This window comes from Streptomyces sp. NPDC012825 (assembly GCF_042900925.1).
GTDB lineage: Bacteria > Actinomycetota > Actinomycetes > Streptomycetales > Streptomycetaceae > Streptomyces.
The window spans coordinates 23134-39323 of record NZ_JBIBBZ010000007.1; the positions used below are offsets into that span (position 1 = coordinate 23134).

Consider the following 16190-nt stretch of genomic DNA (forward strand, 5'->3'; position numbering starts at 1 on the left):
TGCGCACGGTCGGGTCCCGGGGGTGGCGCAGCACCTGTTACCGCCGGTACCTTGGACGCAGTGACACAGGTAAATTCCCGTACCGGCCGACGGCGTTCGGCGTCCGGTGCACCGGTGCGGAAGCACGCGGGTCGGCGACAGAGGGGTATCGAGATGGAACACCAGCACGTCGACGTGCTGATCATCGGCGCGGGGCTGTCCGGCATCAGTGCCGCCTGCCACCTGGCCGACGGGAACCCCGGCACCACGTACGCGATCCTCGAGCGGCGCGCGCGGGTCGGCGGCACCTGGGACCTCTTCCGCTACCCGGGCATCCGCTCGGACTCGGACATGTACACCTTCGGCTACGGCTTCCGCGCCTGGCACGGCACCAGGATCCTCGCCGAGGGCGCGGACATCCGCCGCTACGTCCAGGAGACCGCCGAGGAGCGCGGCGTCACCGAGCACATCCGCTTCGGCCGCAAGGCCGTCCGCGCGAACTGGTCCGGTGACGAGGGGCGGTGGACCGTCGAGACCCTCGACGAGGCCACCGGCGCGACCGAGGTCTGGAAGGCCCGCTTCCTCGTGGGCGCCACCGGCTACTACGACTACGACGCCGGCCACCGGCCGGAGTTCCCCGGCGAGGAGCGCTTCGGCGGCACCCTCGTGCACCCGCAGCACTGGCCCGAGGACCTCGACCACACCGGCAAGCGCGTGGTCGTCATCGGCAGCGGCGCCACCGCCATCACCCTGGTCCCCTCGATGGCCGACACCGCCGCCCACGTCACCATGCTCCAGCGCTCGCCCACGTACATCCTGGCGCTGCCCGCCGACGACCCCGTCTCCACCGTCCTGCGCACGCTCCACGTCCCCGCCGGACTCGTCCACCGCGTGGGCCGCGTCCGCAACATCGCGCTCCAGCGCGGCCTGTACGCCCTGTGCCGCAAGGCACCGTGGCTCATGCGCAAGGTGCTGCTCGGCGCCGTGCGGGCACGCCTCGGCAAGGGCGTCGACATGCGTCACTTCACCCCCTCGTACAGGCCCTGGGACCAGCGGCTGTGCGTCGTCCCCGGCGGCGACCTCTTCAAGACCCTCAAGAGCGGCAGGGCCTCCGTGGTCACCGACCGCATCGAGACCTTCACCGAGAACGGGATCAGGGTGAGGTCCGGCGAGGAGATCCCGGCCGACATCGTCATCACCGCCACCGGCCTGAGGCTCCAGCTCGCCGGCGGCATGGAGATCACGGTCGACGGCAAGCCCCTCGTCACCCGCGACCACCTCCTCTACAAGGGCGTGATGCTCGACGGCGTCCCCAACCTGGCGATGATCATCGGCTACACCAACGCCTCCTGGACGCTCAAGGCCGACCTCGCCTGCGCGTACGTCAGCCGCCTGATCGCCCACATGGACCGGCACGGCCTCACCAGCGCCACCCCCGTCGCCGCCGCGTCCGACCGCTCCGACGTGTCGGTCATGGGCGAGTCGCTCACCTCCGGCTACATCGCGCGCGGCGACGCGATCATGCCCCGCCAGGGCGTCCGGGACCCCTGGCGGATCTGGAACAACTACTACCGCGACCGCCGGGCCCTGCGGAACTCCCCCGTCGAGGACCCCGCCCTCCGCTTCGAGCGGACCACCCCCGGAGCACGGCCCGCCACCGACCGGCAGGACCACGCCCCGGCGGTCTGACACCGGACCCGCCCGTCCCTTCGGAAGACAGAAACGAGAGATCGAGGACGACGATGACCATCAGCCAGGAGAGCTACCACGAAAGGCTCCGGACCCTGTCCGAGGCGTCGGTGCACATCCACTTCGACGCCTTCACCGACATCGACTGGGACCACCCCGACTTCGCCGTCGACCCGAAGGACCCCCGCTGGGTGCTCCCCGCGGCCGACCCGCTCGGCGGCCACCCGTGGTACCAGGAGCAGCCGCTGGAGGTCCGGACGAAGATCGGCCTGTGGCGGTACGCCAACATCGTCAAGGTCGGCATGCAGTTCGAGAACGTCCTGATCCGCGGGGTGATGGACTACCTCTTCTCCCTGCCGAACCAGAACCCGGAGTTCCGCTACCTCACCCACGAGGCGACGGAGGAGTGCCACCACACCCAGATGTTCCAGGAGTTCGTCAACCGCGCGGGCGCCGACGTGCCCGGCGGCCGGCGCTCCTTCCGGGCCGTCAGCCGCTTCCTGCCGCTGGCCGGCTCACTGATCCCCGAGTCGTTCTTCACCGGCGTCCTCGCCGGCGAGGAGCCCATCGACCACCTCCAGAAGGCGATCCTGCGCGGCGGCGAGGACATCCACCCGCTGATGCGACGGCTCATGCAGATCCACGTCGCCGAGGAGGCCCGCCACATCTCCTTCGCCCACGAGTTCCTCCGCGTCAAGGTCCCCGGCTACGGGAAGTTCCGCAGGGGCGCCCTCTCGGTGGCCTTCCCCGTCATCATGCGCGTGCTCGGCGACGTCATCGTGGTCCCCGACCGCAAGACCGCCGAGACGATCGGCGTCCCCCACTGGGTGATCAAGGACATCTTCTGGAAGTCGCCCGACGGCGAGAAGATGCTCCGCGACCTCTTCTCCGACGTGCGGATGCTCGCCGAGGACATCGGCCTGATGAACCGCGCCTCCCGGAAGGTCTGGCGGGCCCTGCGCATCGACGGACGCCCCTCCCGCTTCCGCGGCGAACCCGCCCCGCACGCCGCCTGACGCACCGGCTCCTCACCCGGCAGGCGCACGCCGCCCGAGCAGCACACCCGCCCGCCCGCCGGGCGGGACCGCCGGCCGGGAACCGTCCCGGCGGCCCCGTGAACGTGAACGGAGAACCGCTCCCCATGCCCTACGTCGTCACCCGGTCGTGCTGCGCCGACGCGTCGTGTGTGCTGGCCTGCCCGGTCAACTGCATCCACCCCGCCCCCGGCGAACCGGGCTTCGGACAGACCGAGATGCTGTACGTCGACCCCCGCACCTGCGTCGACTGCGGGGCGTGCACGACGGCCTGCCCGGTGGACGCCCTCAAACCGCACACCGGGCTCACCGAGGCGGAGCTGCCGTTCCTCGAACTCAACCGCGCCTACTACGACACCTCCCCGCACGCCGACCGCACCCCCATGGCCGTCGTGCCCCCGCAACGCCGGGCGGAGACCACCGGGTTGCGGGTGGCCGTGATCGGCGCCGGGCCGGCCGGACTCTTCGCCGCCGACGAACTGCTCCGGCACCCCGGAGTGAGCGTCACCGTGTACGACCGCCTGCCCACCCCCTACGGACTGGCGCGGGCCGGGGTGGCCCCCGACCACCAGGACACCAAGCGGGTCACCGAGCTCTTCCGGACCATCGAGGGCCAGCCCGGCTTCTCGTACCGCCTCAACACCCGGATCGGCCACGACCTGCACCACGAGGACCTGGTCCGCGACCACCACGCCGTGGTCTACGCCGTCGGCGCGGCCACCGACCGGCGCCTCGGCGTCGAGGGCGAGGACCTGCCCGGCAGCGTCTCCGCCACCGACTTCGTCGCCTGGTACAACGGCCACCCGGACCACGACGGCGCCGCCCACCCGCTGGACGCCGAGCGGGCCGTCGTCGTCGGCAACGGCAACGTGGCCCTGGACGTGGCCCGGATCCTGACCGCCGACCCCGACGCCCTCGCCCGTACCGACATCTCCGACCGGGCCCTGGCCGCGCTGCGTACGAGCCGGGTCCGCGAGGTCGTCGTCCTCGGCCGGCGCGGCCCCGCCGAGGCAGCGTTCACCCTGCCCGAACTCATCGCGCTCGCCGCCCTCGACGCCGTCGACGTCCTCGTGGAGGGATGGCCCGAGGGCCTGCCGGCGGACGCCACGCCCAAGACGGCGGTGCTCGCCGAACTGGCCGCCCGCACTCCCGTTCCGGGCCGCCGCCGGATCGTCCTGCGCTTCCTGACCGGCCCGGCGCGGATCGAGGGCGACGACCGGGTGACCGGTCTGACCGTCGTACGGAACGAACTGCGCCGCGCCGACGACGGCACCGTGCGGGCCGTCCCCACCACCTACACCGAGACCCTGGAGACGTCCCTGGTCCTGCGCGCCGTCGGCTACCGCGCCGAACCGGTCCCGGGGCTGCCGTTCGACACCGGGACCGGCACGGTGCCGCACGAGCGGGGCCGGGTCGAGCCCGGCGTCTACGTGACCGGCTGGATCAAGCGGGGCCCCACCGGATTCATCGGCACCAACAAGTCCTGCGCCCAGGAGACCGTCACCACCCTCCTCGACGACTTGGAGGCCGGCCTCCTGACCGCCCCCGCGGGTCCTCCGGTCACCCCGGCCCGCCCCGACGCCGTCGACCTCGACGGCTGGCGGGCGATCGACGCAGCCGAGCGCGCCGAGGGCCGCGCCCAGGGCCGCCCCCGCGTCAAGCTCGCCGACCGGGAGGACCTGCTCGCCACCGCGCGCCGCTCCGCCCCGGCCTGATCACGCCGGGCCGCGCCTCCGGAGACGGCCCCGGACGGGTGCGATTGGTTCCGTCCGGCAGGGGTACCCGCCGAACGCGTCGGAGCGCCGCACGACGCGGGACGAGCCGAGGAGGAGAAAGCACGATGGCAGGCAGCGAGGAGAACCAGGACGTGATCGCGGCCATTCTGGAGGACCACCGCACGATGGAGGACCTCTTCCGCCGGATGCGGAGCGTCGAGGAGGACCGGGCCGCCGCGCTGAAGGAGTTCTCGGCCCTGCTCATCGCGCACGGCGAGGCGGAGGAGACCGAGGTCTACGGGGCGCTCAAGCGCTTCAAGGACGTCGACAACGAGGAAGTGGACCACGGCACGGAGGAGCACGAGGAGGGGAACGAGGCCCTCCTCGCCCTCCTCGAAGTGGACGAGGTCGGCTCGGACGAGTGGGACGAGCGCCTGGAGAAGCTCGTCGAGGCGGTCACCCACCACCTCGACGAGGAGGAGCGCACCATCCTCAACGGCGCCCGGGAGGGCGTCCCCGACGCGCGCAGGGCCGAGCTGGGCGCCGCCTTCCTGAAGGAGCGCGCCCGGCAGCTCGACTCGGACTGCGGGAGCGTGGAGAACGTGCGCAAGGTCGTGCGCGGCTGAGAACCGCCGGGTGTCCGGGGACGGCCCGCGCGGGCCGTCCCCGGACGCGTCCTCACCGTCCCGCGCCTCCGCCGGCCCCCGCCGGCGCCGCGTCGGCGGCCAGGGGCGGGGTGTTGATCCCGGCCCCGCGGCCGAGGCCCACGAGGAACTCGCCGATGGCCTCCTCGGACGTCCACGACGGCGTCCAGTCCAGCTCCTCACGGGCTCGTGAGGAGTCCAGCAGGGGCAGCCGCAGGACCGCGTCGAACAGGCCGGGCGCGGCGGGCACGAGACGCAGCCGCCACGCGGCGGCGAGCACCGTACGGGCCGCTCCCGCCGGTACGGTGACGGTGCGGGCCTTCAGGAGCCGGGCCACCACGTCGGTGTCGAGCACCGGATCGGCGGCCAGGTTGAACGGCCCCCGGACCGGCCGCACCACGGCGGCCCGGTAGGCCTCGGCGGCGTCGTCGGTGTGCAGGGCCTGGAAACGCAGCCCCTTGACGGAGGGCACGACGGGCAGCACCCCCGGCCGCACGAGGCGCCACGGCAGCAGAGGGCCCGCGAAGATGCGCCGCTGCTCGCTCGCCGCCTCCTCCTTGAACAGGAACGACGGCCTCATCCGTACGATCCGCAGGTCCGGGTGGGCCGACTCGAACCCGTCCAGAAAGCGCTCCAGATAGGACTTCTCCCGGGTGTAGGCCGCACCGGGCCAGCCGTGGGTGGACCACGACTCGTCGACGGGACGCCCGTCGGACGGCCCGGGGGAGTAGGCGCCGACCGAGGAGGCGTGCACCAGGCAGCGCACCCCCGCCCGGACGCACGCCTCGAAGACCCTGATGCTGCCCAGGACGTTGGTGCGCCAGGTCTCGACCGGGTCGTGCGTGGGCTGGAACTTCCAGGCGAGGTGGACGACCGCGTCCGCCCCCGCGAACAGCCCGGCCAGGTCGGGGCCGCCGGGATCGACGTCCGCCGCCGCCCAGCGGGCCCCGCCGATCCGGAGCCGGGGGACACGGCGGGCGACACCGAGCACGTCCGTGACCGCGGGGTCGCGGTCGAGTGCCCGGACCACGCTGGTCCCGACGTTTCCGGTGGCTCCTGTGACGACGACCCTCATGACGCTGTCCAATCGCGGGGGACGGATGGGGACGGTGAGGACGTGCCCACCGCCGGTCGGGCCGGGTGACCGGCCACGCCCTGCGAGTGACCGCGCGGCGCACTCCGTAAACGCCGCGCGCCGGTCACCCCTCCGTCGGCGGGCGAGCGGGGGGATCCGGTACGGGCGGCATCTCCACCTCGAACCAGACGGCCTTGCCGTCGCCCCTCGGGACGCAGCCCCAGGCGGCCGACAGCCGCTCCAGGAGGTGGAGGCCGTGTCCGGAGGAGCGGGCGGGGCGGTGCGGGCCGCGGGGCCGGGGCCGTACCGGGTTCGTGTCGCTGACCTGGACCCACAGCCGTCCCCGGGTGTGATCGAGTCGCAGTTCGTACGGGACGCCCCCGTGGACGAACGCGTTGGTGACGACCTCGGAGACCAGCAGCAGGGCGTCCTCGGCGGCGACCCGCCCGGGCGCGCCGGCGGCCCCGAACCACTCGCTCAGCGCCCGCCGCGTCAGGTCCCGGCAGGCGCCGATCACCCCGGGCTCCTCCGTCAGTTCGTAGCGACGGGTGCCGGAGGCCACGGGCTGTCCAGGCTGACCGTTCATACGCTGCGGGTGCCCCGGGCGACGGGGACGAACCGTCCTGTACCGGGCGCTCTCCGGTCGGCCGTGACTGTGCTCTCGCCCGGGGGACGTGGCCGCGTCGGTTTCCCTGAATTCCCTTTGGTAACCCCTGGAAACTCGGGAATGCGACCACAGTTCCAGGAAAGAGGTAAAAGGAGCAAAAGGTGTGAGAGGACCGGTGAAACCAATGGAACTCATGACACGCGTGAGGAAAGAGAGGCCGGGAGACGAGAGGCCCGGTCTCCGACAGGGTCATGGCTGACGGCGAGGGCGGGGAAGGCGGTGTTCAGGTGCGAAGGCTGATGTTGCGCGGGGCGCGGAAGGTGGTGTCGCGCTGCCGGGATTTCACCGCGGAGGCGCTGGCGGACTGGGGGTGGATCCCCGCGGGGAGCGAGGCGGGGGAAGAACGGGTGGACGACGTACTGCTGCTGGTGTCGGAAGTGGTGACCAACGCCTGTCTGCACGCCGGGGGACCCGAGGAGTTCGTCCTGCGACGTGGACGGGAGGGGCTCCGGGTGGAGGTCGCCGACGCCAGCTCCGAACCGCCCCGCGTCCCCGCGTCACGCTCGCCCGCGCTGCCGGGAGGACACGGACTGATGGTCCTGGAGAAGCTGGCGAAGGCGTGGGGGTACGAGGACAGGGGACCCGGTGCGGGGGGGAAGGTGGTATGGCTGGAGGTCAGCCTGCCGTCCCGCCCGTAGCGCCGTCCGCGGGCACGTGGGTGAGCGACTCGTCGGCGGCCGCGCCCGAGGGGACGCTGTCGTCGTCGAGACCGTTCTTGAGCTCGCCGAGGATGCGGGTGAGCAGCCGCGAGACCTGCATCTGGGAGAGGCCGATGCGCCGGCCGATCTCGGCCTGGGTGAGTTCCTCGCCGAAGCGGAGTTCGAGGATGTGCCGGTCGCGTGCGTCGAGCCGGTCGAGCAGCGGCCGGAGCGCGGTCAGGGACTCGATCAGCTCGTAGGCCGGCTCGGTGGTCGCCAGGTGCCGGGGCTCCGCGCCGAAGGCGTTGCCTTCGTCGCCGACGGGGGTGTCGAGGGAGCGGGTGGCGTAGCCGTGGGCGGCGAGTTGTCCTTCGGCGATCTCTTCTTCGGTGAGGTGGAGGTGGTGGGCGAGTTCGGTGCGGGTGGGGCGGCGGCCGAGGTGTTGTTCGAGGTGGTCGGCGGTTTTGGCGAGGTCGATGCGTAGTTCCTGGAGGCGGCGGGGGACGCGGACGGCCCAGCTGGTGTCGCGGAAGAAGCGTTTCATCTCGCCGACGATGGTGGGCAGGGCGAAGGCGGAGAAGTCGACGGCGCGTTCGGGGTCGAAGCGGTTGATGGCTTTGATCAGTCCGATGGTGCCGACCTGGACGATGTCCTCGGTGGGTTCGGCGCGGTTGCGGAAGCGGCGGGCGGCGAACTTGACGAGGCTGAGGTTGAGCTCGACCAGGGTGTTGCGGACGTAGGCGTGCTCGGGTGTGCCTTCCTCCAGCTCGGTCAGGCGGGTGAGGAGTGCTGCGGAGAGGGCCTGGGCGTCGTCGGTGGAGACGGAGGTGGGGCGGGCCAGCTCGGGCAGTCCGTCCAGTGCCGTCCGGCGCATCGAAGCCCCCGGATTCCCGGCGGCCCCCGGACGGGGAGCCGAGTCGGGGACCCGAGGGCGGACGGAGAGATTTCGGACGGTGGACATGAGGCTCCTTCGGCGGGGCGATGGGCCTGCGCCGCTGCCGTGCAAAGGGGGCGGAGGGGGTCCGTCTGGCGAGCTTTCTTCAAAGATGATGCCCCTTTCGGGTGATTTGACACGATTTTCGGGGGTAGTGGCGGACGGGCGATGCGGATGACGCGGACGGTACGACGCATCGATCGGGCCCGTCGCGTCGGTCGCACCGATCGCGTCGGCCGCCTTGGTCGCATCGGCCGCGCCGGCCGCATCGTTCGCAGAGCCTCACGGCGGAAGTGCCACCCGGAGGAGGTACCCGTGATGGAAGAAGTCCGGCTCTCGGAACGTGAGCGGCGTGTCCTCGCGGAGATGGAGGAGTGGCTCGATCGGGACGAGCCCCTGGCCCGGCGACTACGCACGATGGGGCGGAGCCCTCACCCGCTTCCGTCCCTCTCCTCCTCGACGGCCGCCGGTGCGCGCCGCCGTCTGCCGGCCCTCGGCATCGCCGTCCTCGCCGTCACGGCCGCCGTTCTGTTCGTCCTCGCCGTGACCACCGGGACCCGGGCGCTCATCTGGGCCTTCGCGGTCGTGTGGATCCTCACCCTCCTCGCGGCCCTCGGCGTCTTCGTCCGCTGGGCGCGACGCAGGGCGGGGGAGGAGCGGGAGAGCGGTTAGGCCGCATCATCCGACCGCTATGCGAGGTTTGAGGCAAGTGGGCGAGGGTGAGGCGCAGAAGACGAGGAGACCCCCCACCAGAGAGGAACGCACAGTGTCGCTCGACGGAAAGAACGTTCTCGTCCTCACGACGAACTACGGCACGGAGCAGGACGAGCTGGAGAAGCCGGTGGCCGTCCTCCGCGAGGCGGGAGCCCGCGTCACGGTCGCCGCACAGAAGGACGAGGACGTGCAGACTCTCGTCTCGGACAAGGACCCGGGCTCCGTGGTCCGGCCGGACACGACGTTCACCGAGGCCTCCGCGGAGGAATTCGACGCCGTGGTCGTCCCGGGCGGCACCGTGAACGCCGACCAGATCCGCACGGACGACGACGCCCGCCGTCTCGTCTCCGCCTTCGCGGAGGCGGGCAAGCCGGTGGCCGCGATCTGTCACGGACCGTGGCTCCTCGTGGACAGCGAGCTGACCAAGGGCCGCCGGCTGACCTCGTACCCGTCGCTCCGTCCCGACCTCGAGAACGCGGGCGCCACCTGGGTGGACGAGGAGGTCGTCGTCGACACCTCCGGAAACCACCCCCTGATCACCTCCCGCAACCCGGGCGACCTCGACGCCTTCTCGTCGGCGATCATCCGGAGCCTGGGCGGCGACGCGGCGGCGTAGAGCCCGCCCCGTGCTCGACGGCACCTTCCCGCAGGCGTACGCGCCGGGATGCAGGAGCCGTAACCGCCCTGCCGAACCGTGCCCGGGGCCCCGACGGTCACCGTCGGGGCCCCGGACGCGTTTAGAAGAGCGAGTTGTCTCCGTGCAGCCTGCGTCGTAGGAACGTGGCGAAGGTGTGGTCCTCCAGACGCGTCGGTGAAGTGCCGTCCGGCTCGATGTACGCGACGCGCCAGTCCCGGGGGTCGTCCGTGAGGGCGAGCCAGCCGAACGCCTCGCCCGCCGGCTCCCCCCACCGGAGGAACTCCCGGCCCTCCGTCAGTCAGGTCGCCCTCGCGACGGGGAGCACCCGCACGCCCGCGATCACCCCGCCGGGGAACTCACGCATCACGGCCAGGTAGTCCTCCGGGAGCGGAGAAGGGAAGGTCGATCCACGACTGGAAGTCCTTGTCCGTGACGACGGTCGTCCAGTCGGCCGGGTCGGGAGCGGTGGTGTCCCACAGCGGAACGCCGTCGGTGGAGGTGCGGCCCCACGGCACCATGCCTCCCGGCTCCGGGTGCAGCGGCAGCGGCGGGCCCCGCTCGCGGCCGAGCAGGGCCCGCGCCATGTCCTCGACGCGCGACGCGGTGGCCCGGGTGAACGCGTCGAGGGAGCGTACGGGGAGTTCGGCGGGACGTTCGAGCAGTACGGCCCCCGCGAAGGCCCCTTCGGGGACGGCCGCGACCAGCAGCTCGAAGTCCTCGGGAACGACCTGGCCGTACCCGGTGCCCTCGGGGCGCGGGGGTGCCGCGATGCCGAGCGCGCGGACGACGTCGAGGCGATTCATGTGTTCCTTCCCGAAGGGCTTCGGCGGCGGGACGAGCGACCGCCCGTCCCGCCCCGACTGTGCCCGAGGGCCGGTCCGTCTCTTGCCTTCCGGGAAGTGTCCTGGTGCCGGGCTCCCGCGCCCTGTGACCAGCGTCACTCGTCCGACCCGTGATGATCGGCGTACCGGATCCGCTTGATCATCCGGTGGGTCCAGCAGATCCCACCGTGAGGTGCAGGGTTCCAGGGGGGAACGGGAATGGACAGCGAGAAACAGATACTGCGGGCGTCCGGGATGGAACGGCGCGCGGCCGAGTTCGTCGGAGGTGTCGTCGCGAGGACGCGTCTGCCGCTGGACTACGGCGTGGCGAGCCTCGGTGTCGTCGATCGGATCATCGACGGCCTGCGCCGCGGTGGCACCCGGCGCCAGGACGTGGCCGGTCCTCTGCTCGGCCTCGGCGCGTACGTCGGTGAGGTGCTGGTGCGCCAGGCCGGTGCGGAGTGGGTGGATCTGCCGCCGGACCACTCGCTCCGCACGGTCTTCGGGCACCCCGTCGCCGTGCGGATGCCCGACGGCAGGCTGTGGAATCCCCTCGGCCGCACCGTGAACCGCTTCGAGATCGGACCCCAGGAGTCCCTCCGGACCTACTTCCTCACCCTGCACGGACGCCGGCCGGTGCGGCCGCTCCACCGGGGCTGCCCCTCGGGCGGGCGGACGGCGAGCCTGTGCTGACGGTCTGACAGGATGGCACCTTCCGGTCCGGGGGAACGGCCGGAACGTCCTGACGGAACCGGCTGTGAAGAGGAAACGTGTGAGCGAGGGGGCTGGCGACCACGGGTCCTCGGCGACCCGCGACGCGGAACTCGGCTCCGCCGTGGAACGGGCGCAACGGGGCGACGAGGAGGCGTTCGCCGTCGCGTACCGCATGGTGTGTCCCGGTCTGCTCGGCTACGTGAGGGGCCTGGTCGGTGCCGACGCCGAGGACGTGGCCGCCGAGGCGTGGCTGGAGATAGCCCGCGACCTGGGACGGTTCCGCGGCGACGGCCCCGGGTTCCGCGGCTGGACCGCGGTCATCGCCCGGAACCGGGCCCTGGACCACCTGCGCCGCGAACGCGCCCGCCCCCGCGCCGCCCCGATCGAACAGGACGTCCTGGACCTGCCCGCCGCGGCGGACACCTCCGGCGAGGTGCTGGACGCCCTGTCGACGGACCGGGCGCTCGCCCTGGTCAAGGGCCTGCCGAGGGACCAGGCCGAGGCCGTTCTCCTCCGGGTCGTCATCGGCCTCGACGGACCGGCCGCCGCCCGCGTACTGGGCAAGAGGCCCGGTGCGGTACGGTCCGCCGCACACAGGGGACTGAAACGACTCGCACGAGAACTCGGCCTGAAGAGGAGGTGACGGAATGACGCACGACGACGGACACGGCGACCTGGAGGAGGCGCTGCGCGCCGCGCTGACCCGCGGCGCCCGGCCCGACGTCGAGCCCGCGGCCCTCGCGGCCTTCCACGAGGCCCGCCGCGCCGCCCCGCCCACCCGTCGCCGGGACGACTGGACCCCCGTCGCCGACCGCCGCCAGGGCCGGCGCTCCCTCCGGGCGGTTCTGGCCGGGCTGCTCGCGAGCGCCACCCTCGGCGGCGTCGCCCTCGCCGCCGGAGACCTCCCCGGCCTGCTCGAAGACCGCCCGCTGCCGACCCCCGCCCCGACCGCGGATCCCGTGCCCTCCGCCCCTGACGCCTCCGTCCCCCACTCCTCTCCGGCCCGCCCCCGGCAGCTTCCCCGACCGTCGCGCCCGACGCCGTCGGAAGCGGTGGAGCCGAAGCCGGACGCGACGGAGCCCGGCCGGAAGGCGACGGGCAAGGACAACAAGAGGAAGGAGGACGGGAACGGCCCGGGAAAGGGCCGGGGCGCCGACCGGGGAGCGAAGAACGGATGGCTGAAGAACGGCAGAGCGGCACAACCCGCCGAGGAGCCGGAAGAGGACTCGGGGCACGCCGGTTCCGCACGGCGGCACTGAGGGGCGGGACACCCGCCGCCGGCCACGGGGCACGCGGCGTGGCGCCGACAGCTCTGTCCCGTGCGCACCCCCCGGGGGGGCACACACGGGACAGGTCCGGGGTGAGGTGGCGACCTACGAGTGACCGGCTCCGTCGGGGCCGTGGGTCGGCAGGACGTGCAGCAGCTCCAGCAGGTACAGGAAGGCCTCGGCCATGGGAGCGCCCTCCGTCTCCTGGCGTACGCGCGCCCAGTCGACCCGTTCGCGCAGTCCTCGTGCCACCGGCAGCAGGGTGCCGAAGTCACAGTGGTGTTCCGAGAACGCCATCAGCCGGGAGACCAGGAGGTCGGTCGGCGCGATCACCGGCATGTGGACCGAGTCCACCGGAAGCGTCTGGGCGCGTTCGAGGAGCTCGGTCGTGACCGGCCGCCCCGCCAGGGAGAAGATCAGGTCGATCTCCTCACCGCCGGAACGCGCCTTGACCAGCCAGTCCTCGGGCGGCTCGACGATCCGGATCCCGTTCTCCCGCAGCGCGGCCGTGACGGCCTCGGCGTCCTCCCGCCGTACCGCGAAGTCCGTGTCGTGCTGGAGCCTGACCGGGATTCCGTGCGCGTAGGCGGCGACGCCGCCGACCAGGGCGAACGGGCATCCCAGCGCCTTCAGCACCGCTCCGACCTGCTTCGTCGTCTCCAGGATCGCCTGGGTGTGATCGGGCGGCAGCGCGGTCATGTCGCCCTCGCGGGACCCCCGGTGGTCTCCGTGCTCCTCCCGCGGGGCCTTCCGAGGTGCGGGAGAACCGGTGCCCGCGTACACATGGTCGTGACCGGCGGACGCGGGGTACGCCTCTCCGTTCGCCGACCGGCGCGCGGCCGGGTCTTCCGTGAGGTTCATCGCCTGCTCCTGTCCTCGCCACTGGTCGCGATGGCCCCTCCCAAAGGGGTGGAACCGCATCTACCCAGAGCGGACCCGGTCATACCCCTCCGACGATCAACGGCCGCCGGGACGAATCCACCGCCCGTGAGCTGTCTGTCCTGCTCCGTACCGGGTAGTCGCCGGGTCGAGAGAGCACCAGGAGGACGACCGTGAGGAGGCCCGCCGTGCGGACCACGGAGCAGTCGACGAAGAGTGAACGGCGGCGGCTCACGGACGAGGAGTTCCGCGCCCTGATGCGGGAGGCGTCGGCCGAGGCACGACGCCTGTCGCTCGGCGGACCACCCGGGGCGGAGCCCGACTTCGTCCTGCGCACCCAGCACGCCGAGTTCGGAGCCGCCGCCCACTGACCGGCGCGCCCGGGGCACCCGCCGCCACGCGGCCGGCCCCGTACGCCGGACAGGGCCGACACGGGCGGGTAGTCACGTACCGGCCGTGCGACATCCGGATTCCGGAGGGAGATGAACGCCATGACCGGACCGAGCAACCCCGACCCCGAGCCCCGGGACACACCCGGTGTCGACATAGGAGGCGGCACCGGCACATCCGGCCTCGGCGCCGGGAGCGGGACCGGCGTGCCGGGACCCGGTACCGAAGGCAGGAGCGTGCCCGGCGCACCGGGACCCGGCGCCCAGGGCACGAGCGTGCCCGGCGAGACGCCACCCGCCGAATCCGGAACGGGAACGGGGACCGGCCCCTACCGGCCCCTCAAACGCGGATGGGCGACCGGCCCGCTCCTCGCCCTGTGGATCGTCGTGATCCTGTGCGCGCTGTTTTTCCTCGCGTACGCGATCATCCTGGCCACCGACTGAGCGGCCGCCCGCCGCTTCCCGCACCGCACCGGGCCGGACCGTCCGCGGCCGGCTCTCGAACCCGACCCCCGACCTGCGAAAGGAAACCGTCATGGACCGCAACGAGCCCGACACGGACGAGGCCCGCGGCGACGACGTCTACCAGCCCACCCACTCCGACGTGGACAACCGCCCCACCGACGCGCTCGACCCGGACAACGCGATCGTGACGGACCCGCTGGAGGACATGGCCAACCCCGGCTACTCGCCCCCCGAGCGCCCGCGAGGGGTGAACCGGCACGGCACCACCCAGCGGGAGCAGCGCGAGGGCGAGTCGCTCGACGACCGGCTCGCCCAGGAGATCCCCGACGAGCAGCCGCCGGAGGGCGACAGCATCGGCGACCTCCCGGGCGGCACGGGCGAACCCGTCGACGAGCAGGCCGGCACCACCCGGGCGGGCCGCCTCGCCCCGGTCGACACCCCGAGGGAGACGGGGAACCGCACGGTCGCCCAGGACGTCGGCCCGGACGACTGGGCCGCGCCGGCCGAGGAGGCCGCGATGCACGTGGACACCGGGGCGGACGCCACGGTGGACGAAGCCGAACCGTTCGGGCGGAGCGAGGAGCCCGGGACGGAGCGCTGACCGACCCCGGAACCCCGCCCGTTCCGACCGACCCCAGTGGGGACACCATGAACCTCGACTTCCTGAAACCACTCCTGGAACGTCCCGGCCCCTGGGCCTCCGTCTACGTCGAGACGAGCCGGTCCACCGAGGACGCGGCGCAGATCCAGCAGTTGCGCAACCGCGCCGTGGCCGGGCAGCTCGTCGACGAGGGCGCCGAACCGGCCACGATCCGCGCGGTCGCCGAACGGCTCGCCGCGGAACCCGTCTCCGACCCGCCGCCGGGGCGCGCCCTCTTCGCGACGGCCGGCGAGGTCGTCCTCGACGTTCCCCTCACGACGGCCCCGCCGTCCGCCGGGGCCGTGTGGACGAGCCTGCCGCACATCGCGCCCCTGGTGCTCCTGCGGAGCGACGAACCCGCCTGCCAGGTGGCCCTCATCGACCGCGAGGGCGCCGACCTCGAACTGCGGGACTCCTGCGGCACGCGGAACCTGGGCGAGGCGCGCGGGAAGCAGGGGCAGGGCCGTGGACACCGCTCCGTCCCCCAGGACCGGTACGAGTGGCACTACAGCAACAAGGTCGAGGACGCCTGGGAGGAGACGGCCGACGTCATCGCCGGCGAACTCGTCCGGCGCTGCCCGCAGGACGGCGGCACCCTCCTGGTCCTGGCCGGGGACGCGCGCGAACGCAAGGCGGTGCGCGAACGGCTGCCGCAGCGGCTCCGGAGCGTCGCCGTCGAGGTGGACCACGGCAGCCGCGCGCCCGGCGCCTCCAGCGCACTCCTCGACCGGCAGATCGAGGAGGCCCGCTCCCGCTACGCCCGGGAACGCGTGCGGAGTGCGCTCGACGACTTCCGCAGGGCACGCGGTCGTCCCGGCGAACACCGCGAGACGACCGTCGACACCGGTCGTGGCCCGGCCGCCGAGGGAATCCCGGCGGTGGCCGCCGCCGCCCGGGAGCACCAGGTCGCCACCCTCCTCCTCGGCCGCGACGCCCCCGACGCGGGCCGCCCCGTGTGGGTCGGCCCGGGCCCCGACGAGATCGCCGCGGGCCGCGCCGAGGCCAAGGGGTGGGGGATCGGCCGGCCGGAGGAGGCGCGCGCCGACGACGCGCTGCTGCGCGCCTGCGTCGCCGCGGGCTCCGAGGTCCTCGTGGTGCCGGAGGAGATGGCGGGCCCCGCGGGCGGCCTCGGCGCCGTCCTGCGCTGGAGCGACTGACGTCCTGCGCCGGAGCGACTGACACCGACCGCCCCGCCCGCCGTCGAAGAACGCCTCGTGCCCCCGCCGTCCACGGCGGGGGCACGAGACGTGTCCACCGGCCCGCGGCCCGGCGCCGCCGTACGGGCGGA

At 73.1% G+C, this 16190-nt stretch carries 19 protein-coding genes; 14 read left to right on the top strand and 5 right to left on the bottom strand.

The annotated features are described in order from the left end of the window. Positions 1-153 precede the first annotated feature (153 nt). From ACFY7E_RS17395 to ACFY7E_RS17410, 4 genes are all read left to right on the top strand, one after another. Positions 154-1668, top strand: a complete 1515-nt coding sequence (locus tag ACFY7E_RS17395) for a flavin-containing monooxygenase (protein WP_389485692.1) — start codon at positions 154-156, stop codon at positions 1666-1668. Positions 1669-1721: 53 nt separating this feature from the next. Further along, complete coding sequence (locus tag ACFY7E_RS17400; RefSeq protein ID WP_389485694.1) at positions 1722-2684, top strand: diiron oxygenase; 963 nt, start codon at positions 1722-1724, stop codon at positions 2682-2684. A gap of 125 nt (positions 2685-2809) precedes the next feature. Beyond that, positions 2810-4417: an FAD-dependent oxidoreductase gene (locus ACFY7E_RS17405; protein WP_389485697.1), complete on the top strand. Its 1608-nt coding sequence runs from the start codon at positions 2810-2812 to the stop codon at positions 4415-4417. A gap of 125 nt (positions 4418-4542) precedes the next feature. Further along, a complete protein-coding gene (locus tag ACFY7E_RS17410; RefSeq protein ID WP_389485699.1) occupies positions 4543-5043 on the top strand; it encodes a hemerythrin domain-containing protein in 501 nt (166 codons plus the stop codon). 52 nt (positions 5044-5095) lie between these two features. On the opposite strand, the gene ACFY7E_RS17415 is transcribed toward ACFY7E_RS17410, so the two are convergent. Next, positions 5096-6136 carry an NAD-dependent epimerase/dehydratase family protein gene (locus ACFY7E_RS17415; protein WP_389485701.1) on the bottom strand — a complete coding sequence of 347 codons (1041 nt, stop codon included), beginning with the start codon at positions 6134-6136 and terminating at the stop codon, positions 5096-5098. Between the two features lie 124 nt (positions 6137-6260). Next, complete coding sequence (locus tag ACFY7E_RS17420) at positions 6261-6722, bottom strand: ATP-binding protein (protein ID WP_389485703.1); 462 nt, start codon at positions 6720-6722, stop codon at positions 6261-6263. A gap of 320 nt (positions 6723-7042) precedes the next feature. Here ACFY7E_RS17420 and ACFY7E_RS17425 point away from each other — a divergent pair, with 320 nt between their 5' ends. Then, on the top strand, positions 7043-7441 hold the full coding sequence (locus ACFY7E_RS17425; RefSeq protein WP_389485705.1) for an ATP-binding protein: 399 nt from the start codon (positions 7043-7045) through the stop codon (positions 7439-7441). On the opposite strand, the gene ACFY7E_RS17430 is transcribed toward ACFY7E_RS17425, so the two are convergent. Further along, positions 7419-8402 carry a SigB/SigF/SigG family RNA polymerase sigma factor gene (locus ACFY7E_RS17430; protein ID WP_389485707.1) on the bottom strand — a complete coding sequence of 328 codons (984 nt, stop codon included), beginning with the start codon at positions 8400-8402 and terminating at the stop codon, positions 7419-7421. The two genes, ACFY7E_RS17425 and ACFY7E_RS17430, sit on opposite strands and share 23 nt — an antisense overlap. Before the next feature lie 291 nt (positions 8403-8693). Here ACFY7E_RS17430 and ACFY7E_RS17435 point away from each other — a divergent pair, with 291 nt between their 5' ends. Continuing rightward, positions 8694-9047, top strand: coding sequence for a DUF3040 domain-containing protein (locus tag ACFY7E_RS17435; protein ID WP_389486123.1), 354 nt, complete (start codon positions 8694-8696; stop codon positions 9045-9047). 94 nt (positions 9048-9141) lie between these two features. Next, positions 9142-9705, top strand: a complete 564-nt coding sequence (locus tag ACFY7E_RS17440; RefSeq protein WP_389485710.1) for a type 1 glutamine amidotransferase domain-containing protein — start codon at positions 9142-9144, stop codon at positions 9703-9705. A 377-nt stretch (positions 9706-10082) separates the two neighbouring features. Here the strand turns inward: ACFY7E_RS17440 and ACFY7E_RS17445 are convergent, their stop codons facing one another. Further along, a complete protein-coding gene (locus tag ACFY7E_RS17445; RefSeq protein ID WP_389485713.1) occupies positions 10083-10529 on the bottom strand; it encodes a hypothetical protein in 447 nt (148 codons plus the stop codon). Between the two features lie 237 nt (positions 10530-10766). Here ACFY7E_RS17445 and ACFY7E_RS17450 point away from each other — a divergent pair, with 237 nt between their 5' ends. The 3 genes from ACFY7E_RS17450 to ACFY7E_RS17460 all read left to right on the top strand — a co-directional run bounded on the left by ACFY7E_RS17450 (position 10767) and on the right by ACFY7E_RS17460 (position 12520). Next, positions 10767-11240 carry a hypothetical protein gene (locus ACFY7E_RS17450; protein WP_383447409.1) on the top strand — a complete coding sequence of 158 codons (474 nt, stop codon included), beginning with the start codon at positions 10767-10769 and terminating at the stop codon, positions 11238-11240. A 79-nt stretch (positions 11241-11319) separates the two neighbouring features. Beyond that, positions 11320-11904 (top strand): RNA polymerase sigma factor, encoded by a 585-nt coding sequence (locus ACFY7E_RS17455; RefSeq protein ID WP_389485716.1) that lies wholly within the window; start codon positions 11320-11322, stop codon positions 11902-11904. A 4-nt stretch (positions 11905-11908) separates the two neighbouring features. After that, positions 11909-12520, top strand: coding sequence for a hypothetical protein (locus ACFY7E_RS17460; RefSeq protein ID WP_389485719.1), 612 nt, complete (start codon positions 11909-11911; stop codon positions 12518-12520). A gap of 114 nt (positions 12521-12634) precedes the next feature. Here ACFY7E_RS17460 and ACFY7E_RS17465 read toward each other — a convergent pair whose 3' ends face one another. After that, the gene (locus tag ACFY7E_RS17465) at positions 12635-13390 is read right to left on the bottom strand and encodes a nucleotidyltransferase family protein (RefSeq protein WP_389485721.1); all 756 of its coding nucleotides are present in this window, start codon (positions 13388-13390) and stop codon (positions 12635-12637) included. 206 nt (positions 13391-13596) lie between these two features. Between ACFY7E_RS17465 and ACFY7E_RS17470 the strand changes: the two genes are divergently transcribed. The 4 genes from ACFY7E_RS17470 (at position 13597) to ACFY7E_RS17485 (ending at position 16059) form a co-directional block, all read left to right on the top strand. Then, entirely contained in the window at positions 13597-13779 is a 183-nt protein-coding gene (locus ACFY7E_RS17470; protein ID WP_389485723.1) for a hypothetical protein, read from the top strand. Positions 13780-13899: 120 nt separating this feature from the next. Next, positions 13900-14241, top strand: coding sequence for a DUF6480 family protein (locus ACFY7E_RS17475; RefSeq protein WP_389485725.1), 342 nt, complete (start codon positions 13900-13902; stop codon positions 14239-14241). 91 nt (positions 14242-14332) lie between these two features. After that, a complete protein-coding gene (locus ACFY7E_RS17480) occupies positions 14333-14863 on the top strand; it encodes a DUF5709 domain-containing protein (protein WP_383447426.1) in 531 nt (176 codons plus the stop codon). Between the two features lie 47 nt (positions 14864-14910). Further along, on the top strand, positions 14911-16059 hold the full coding sequence (locus ACFY7E_RS17485) for a hypothetical protein (RefSeq protein WP_389485727.1): 1149 nt from the start codon (positions 14911-14913) through the stop codon (positions 16057-16059). The last annotated feature ends 131 nt before the right edge of the window (positions 16060-16190 follow it).

Excerpts from the sequence above, each read along its gene's own strand:
- ACFY7E_RS17395 (WP_389485692.1), top strand. The coding sequence starts at position 154 with ATGGAACACCAGCACGTCGACGTGCTGATCATCGGCGCGGGGCTGTCC.
- ACFY7E_RS17400 (WP_389485694.1), top strand. The coding sequence starts at position 1,722 with ATGACCATCAGCCAGGAGAGCTACCACGAAAGGCTCCGGACCCTGTCC.
- ACFY7E_RS17405 (WP_389485697.1), top strand. The coding sequence starts at position 2,810 with ATGCCCTACGTCGTCACCCGGTCGTGCTGCGCCGACGCGTCGTGTGTG.
- ACFY7E_RS17410 (WP_389485699.1), top strand. The coding sequence starts at position 4,543 with ATGGCAGGCAGCGAGGAGAACCAGGACGTGATCGCGGCCATTCTGGAG.
- ACFY7E_RS17415 (WP_389485701.1), bottom strand. The coding sequence starts at position 6,136 with ATGAGGGTCGTCGTCACAGGAGCCACCGGAAACGTCGGGACCAGCGTG.
- ACFY7E_RS17420 (WP_389485703.1), bottom strand. The coding sequence starts at position 6,722 with ATGAACGGTCAGCCTGGACAGCCCGTGGCCTCCGGCACCCGTCGCTAC.
- ACFY7E_RS17425 (WP_389485705.1), top strand. The coding sequence starts at position 7,043 with ATGTTGCGCGGGGCGCGGAAGGTGGTGTCGCGCTGCCGGGATTTCACC.
- ACFY7E_RS17430 (WP_389485707.1), bottom strand. The coding sequence starts at position 8,402 with ATGTCCACCGTCCGAAATCTCTCCGTCCGCCCTCGGGTCCCCGACTCG.
- ACFY7E_RS17435 (WP_389486123.1), top strand. The coding sequence starts at position 8,694 with ATGGAAGAAGTCCGGCTCTCGGAACGTGAGCGGCGTGTCCTCGCGGAG.
- ACFY7E_RS17445 (WP_389485713.1), bottom strand. The coding sequence starts at position 10,529 with ATGAATCGCCTCGACGTCGTCCGCGCGCTCGGCATCGCGGCACCCCCG.
- ACFY7E_RS17450 (WP_383447409.1), top strand. The coding sequence starts at position 10,767 with ATGGACAGCGAGAAACAGATACTGCGGGCGTCCGGGATGGAACGGCGC.
- ACFY7E_RS17460 (WP_389485719.1), top strand. The coding sequence starts at position 11,909 with ATGACGCACGACGACGGACACGGCGACCTGGAGGAGGCGCTGCGCGCC.
- ACFY7E_RS17465 (WP_389485721.1), bottom strand. The coding sequence starts at position 13,390 with ATGAACCTCACGGAAGACCCGGCCGCGCGCCGGTCGGCGAACGGAGAG.
- ACFY7E_RS17475 (WP_389485725.1), top strand. The coding sequence starts at position 13,900 with ATGACCGGACCGAGCAACCCCGACCCCGAGCCCCGGGACACACCCGGT.
- ACFY7E_RS17480 (WP_383447426.1), top strand. The coding sequence starts at position 14,333 with ATGGACCGCAACGAGCCCGACACGGACGAGGCCCGCGGCGACGACGTC.
- ACFY7E_RS17485 (WP_389485727.1), top strand. The coding sequence starts at position 14,911 with ATGAACCTCGACTTCCTGAAACCACTCCTGGAACGTCCCGGCCCCTGG.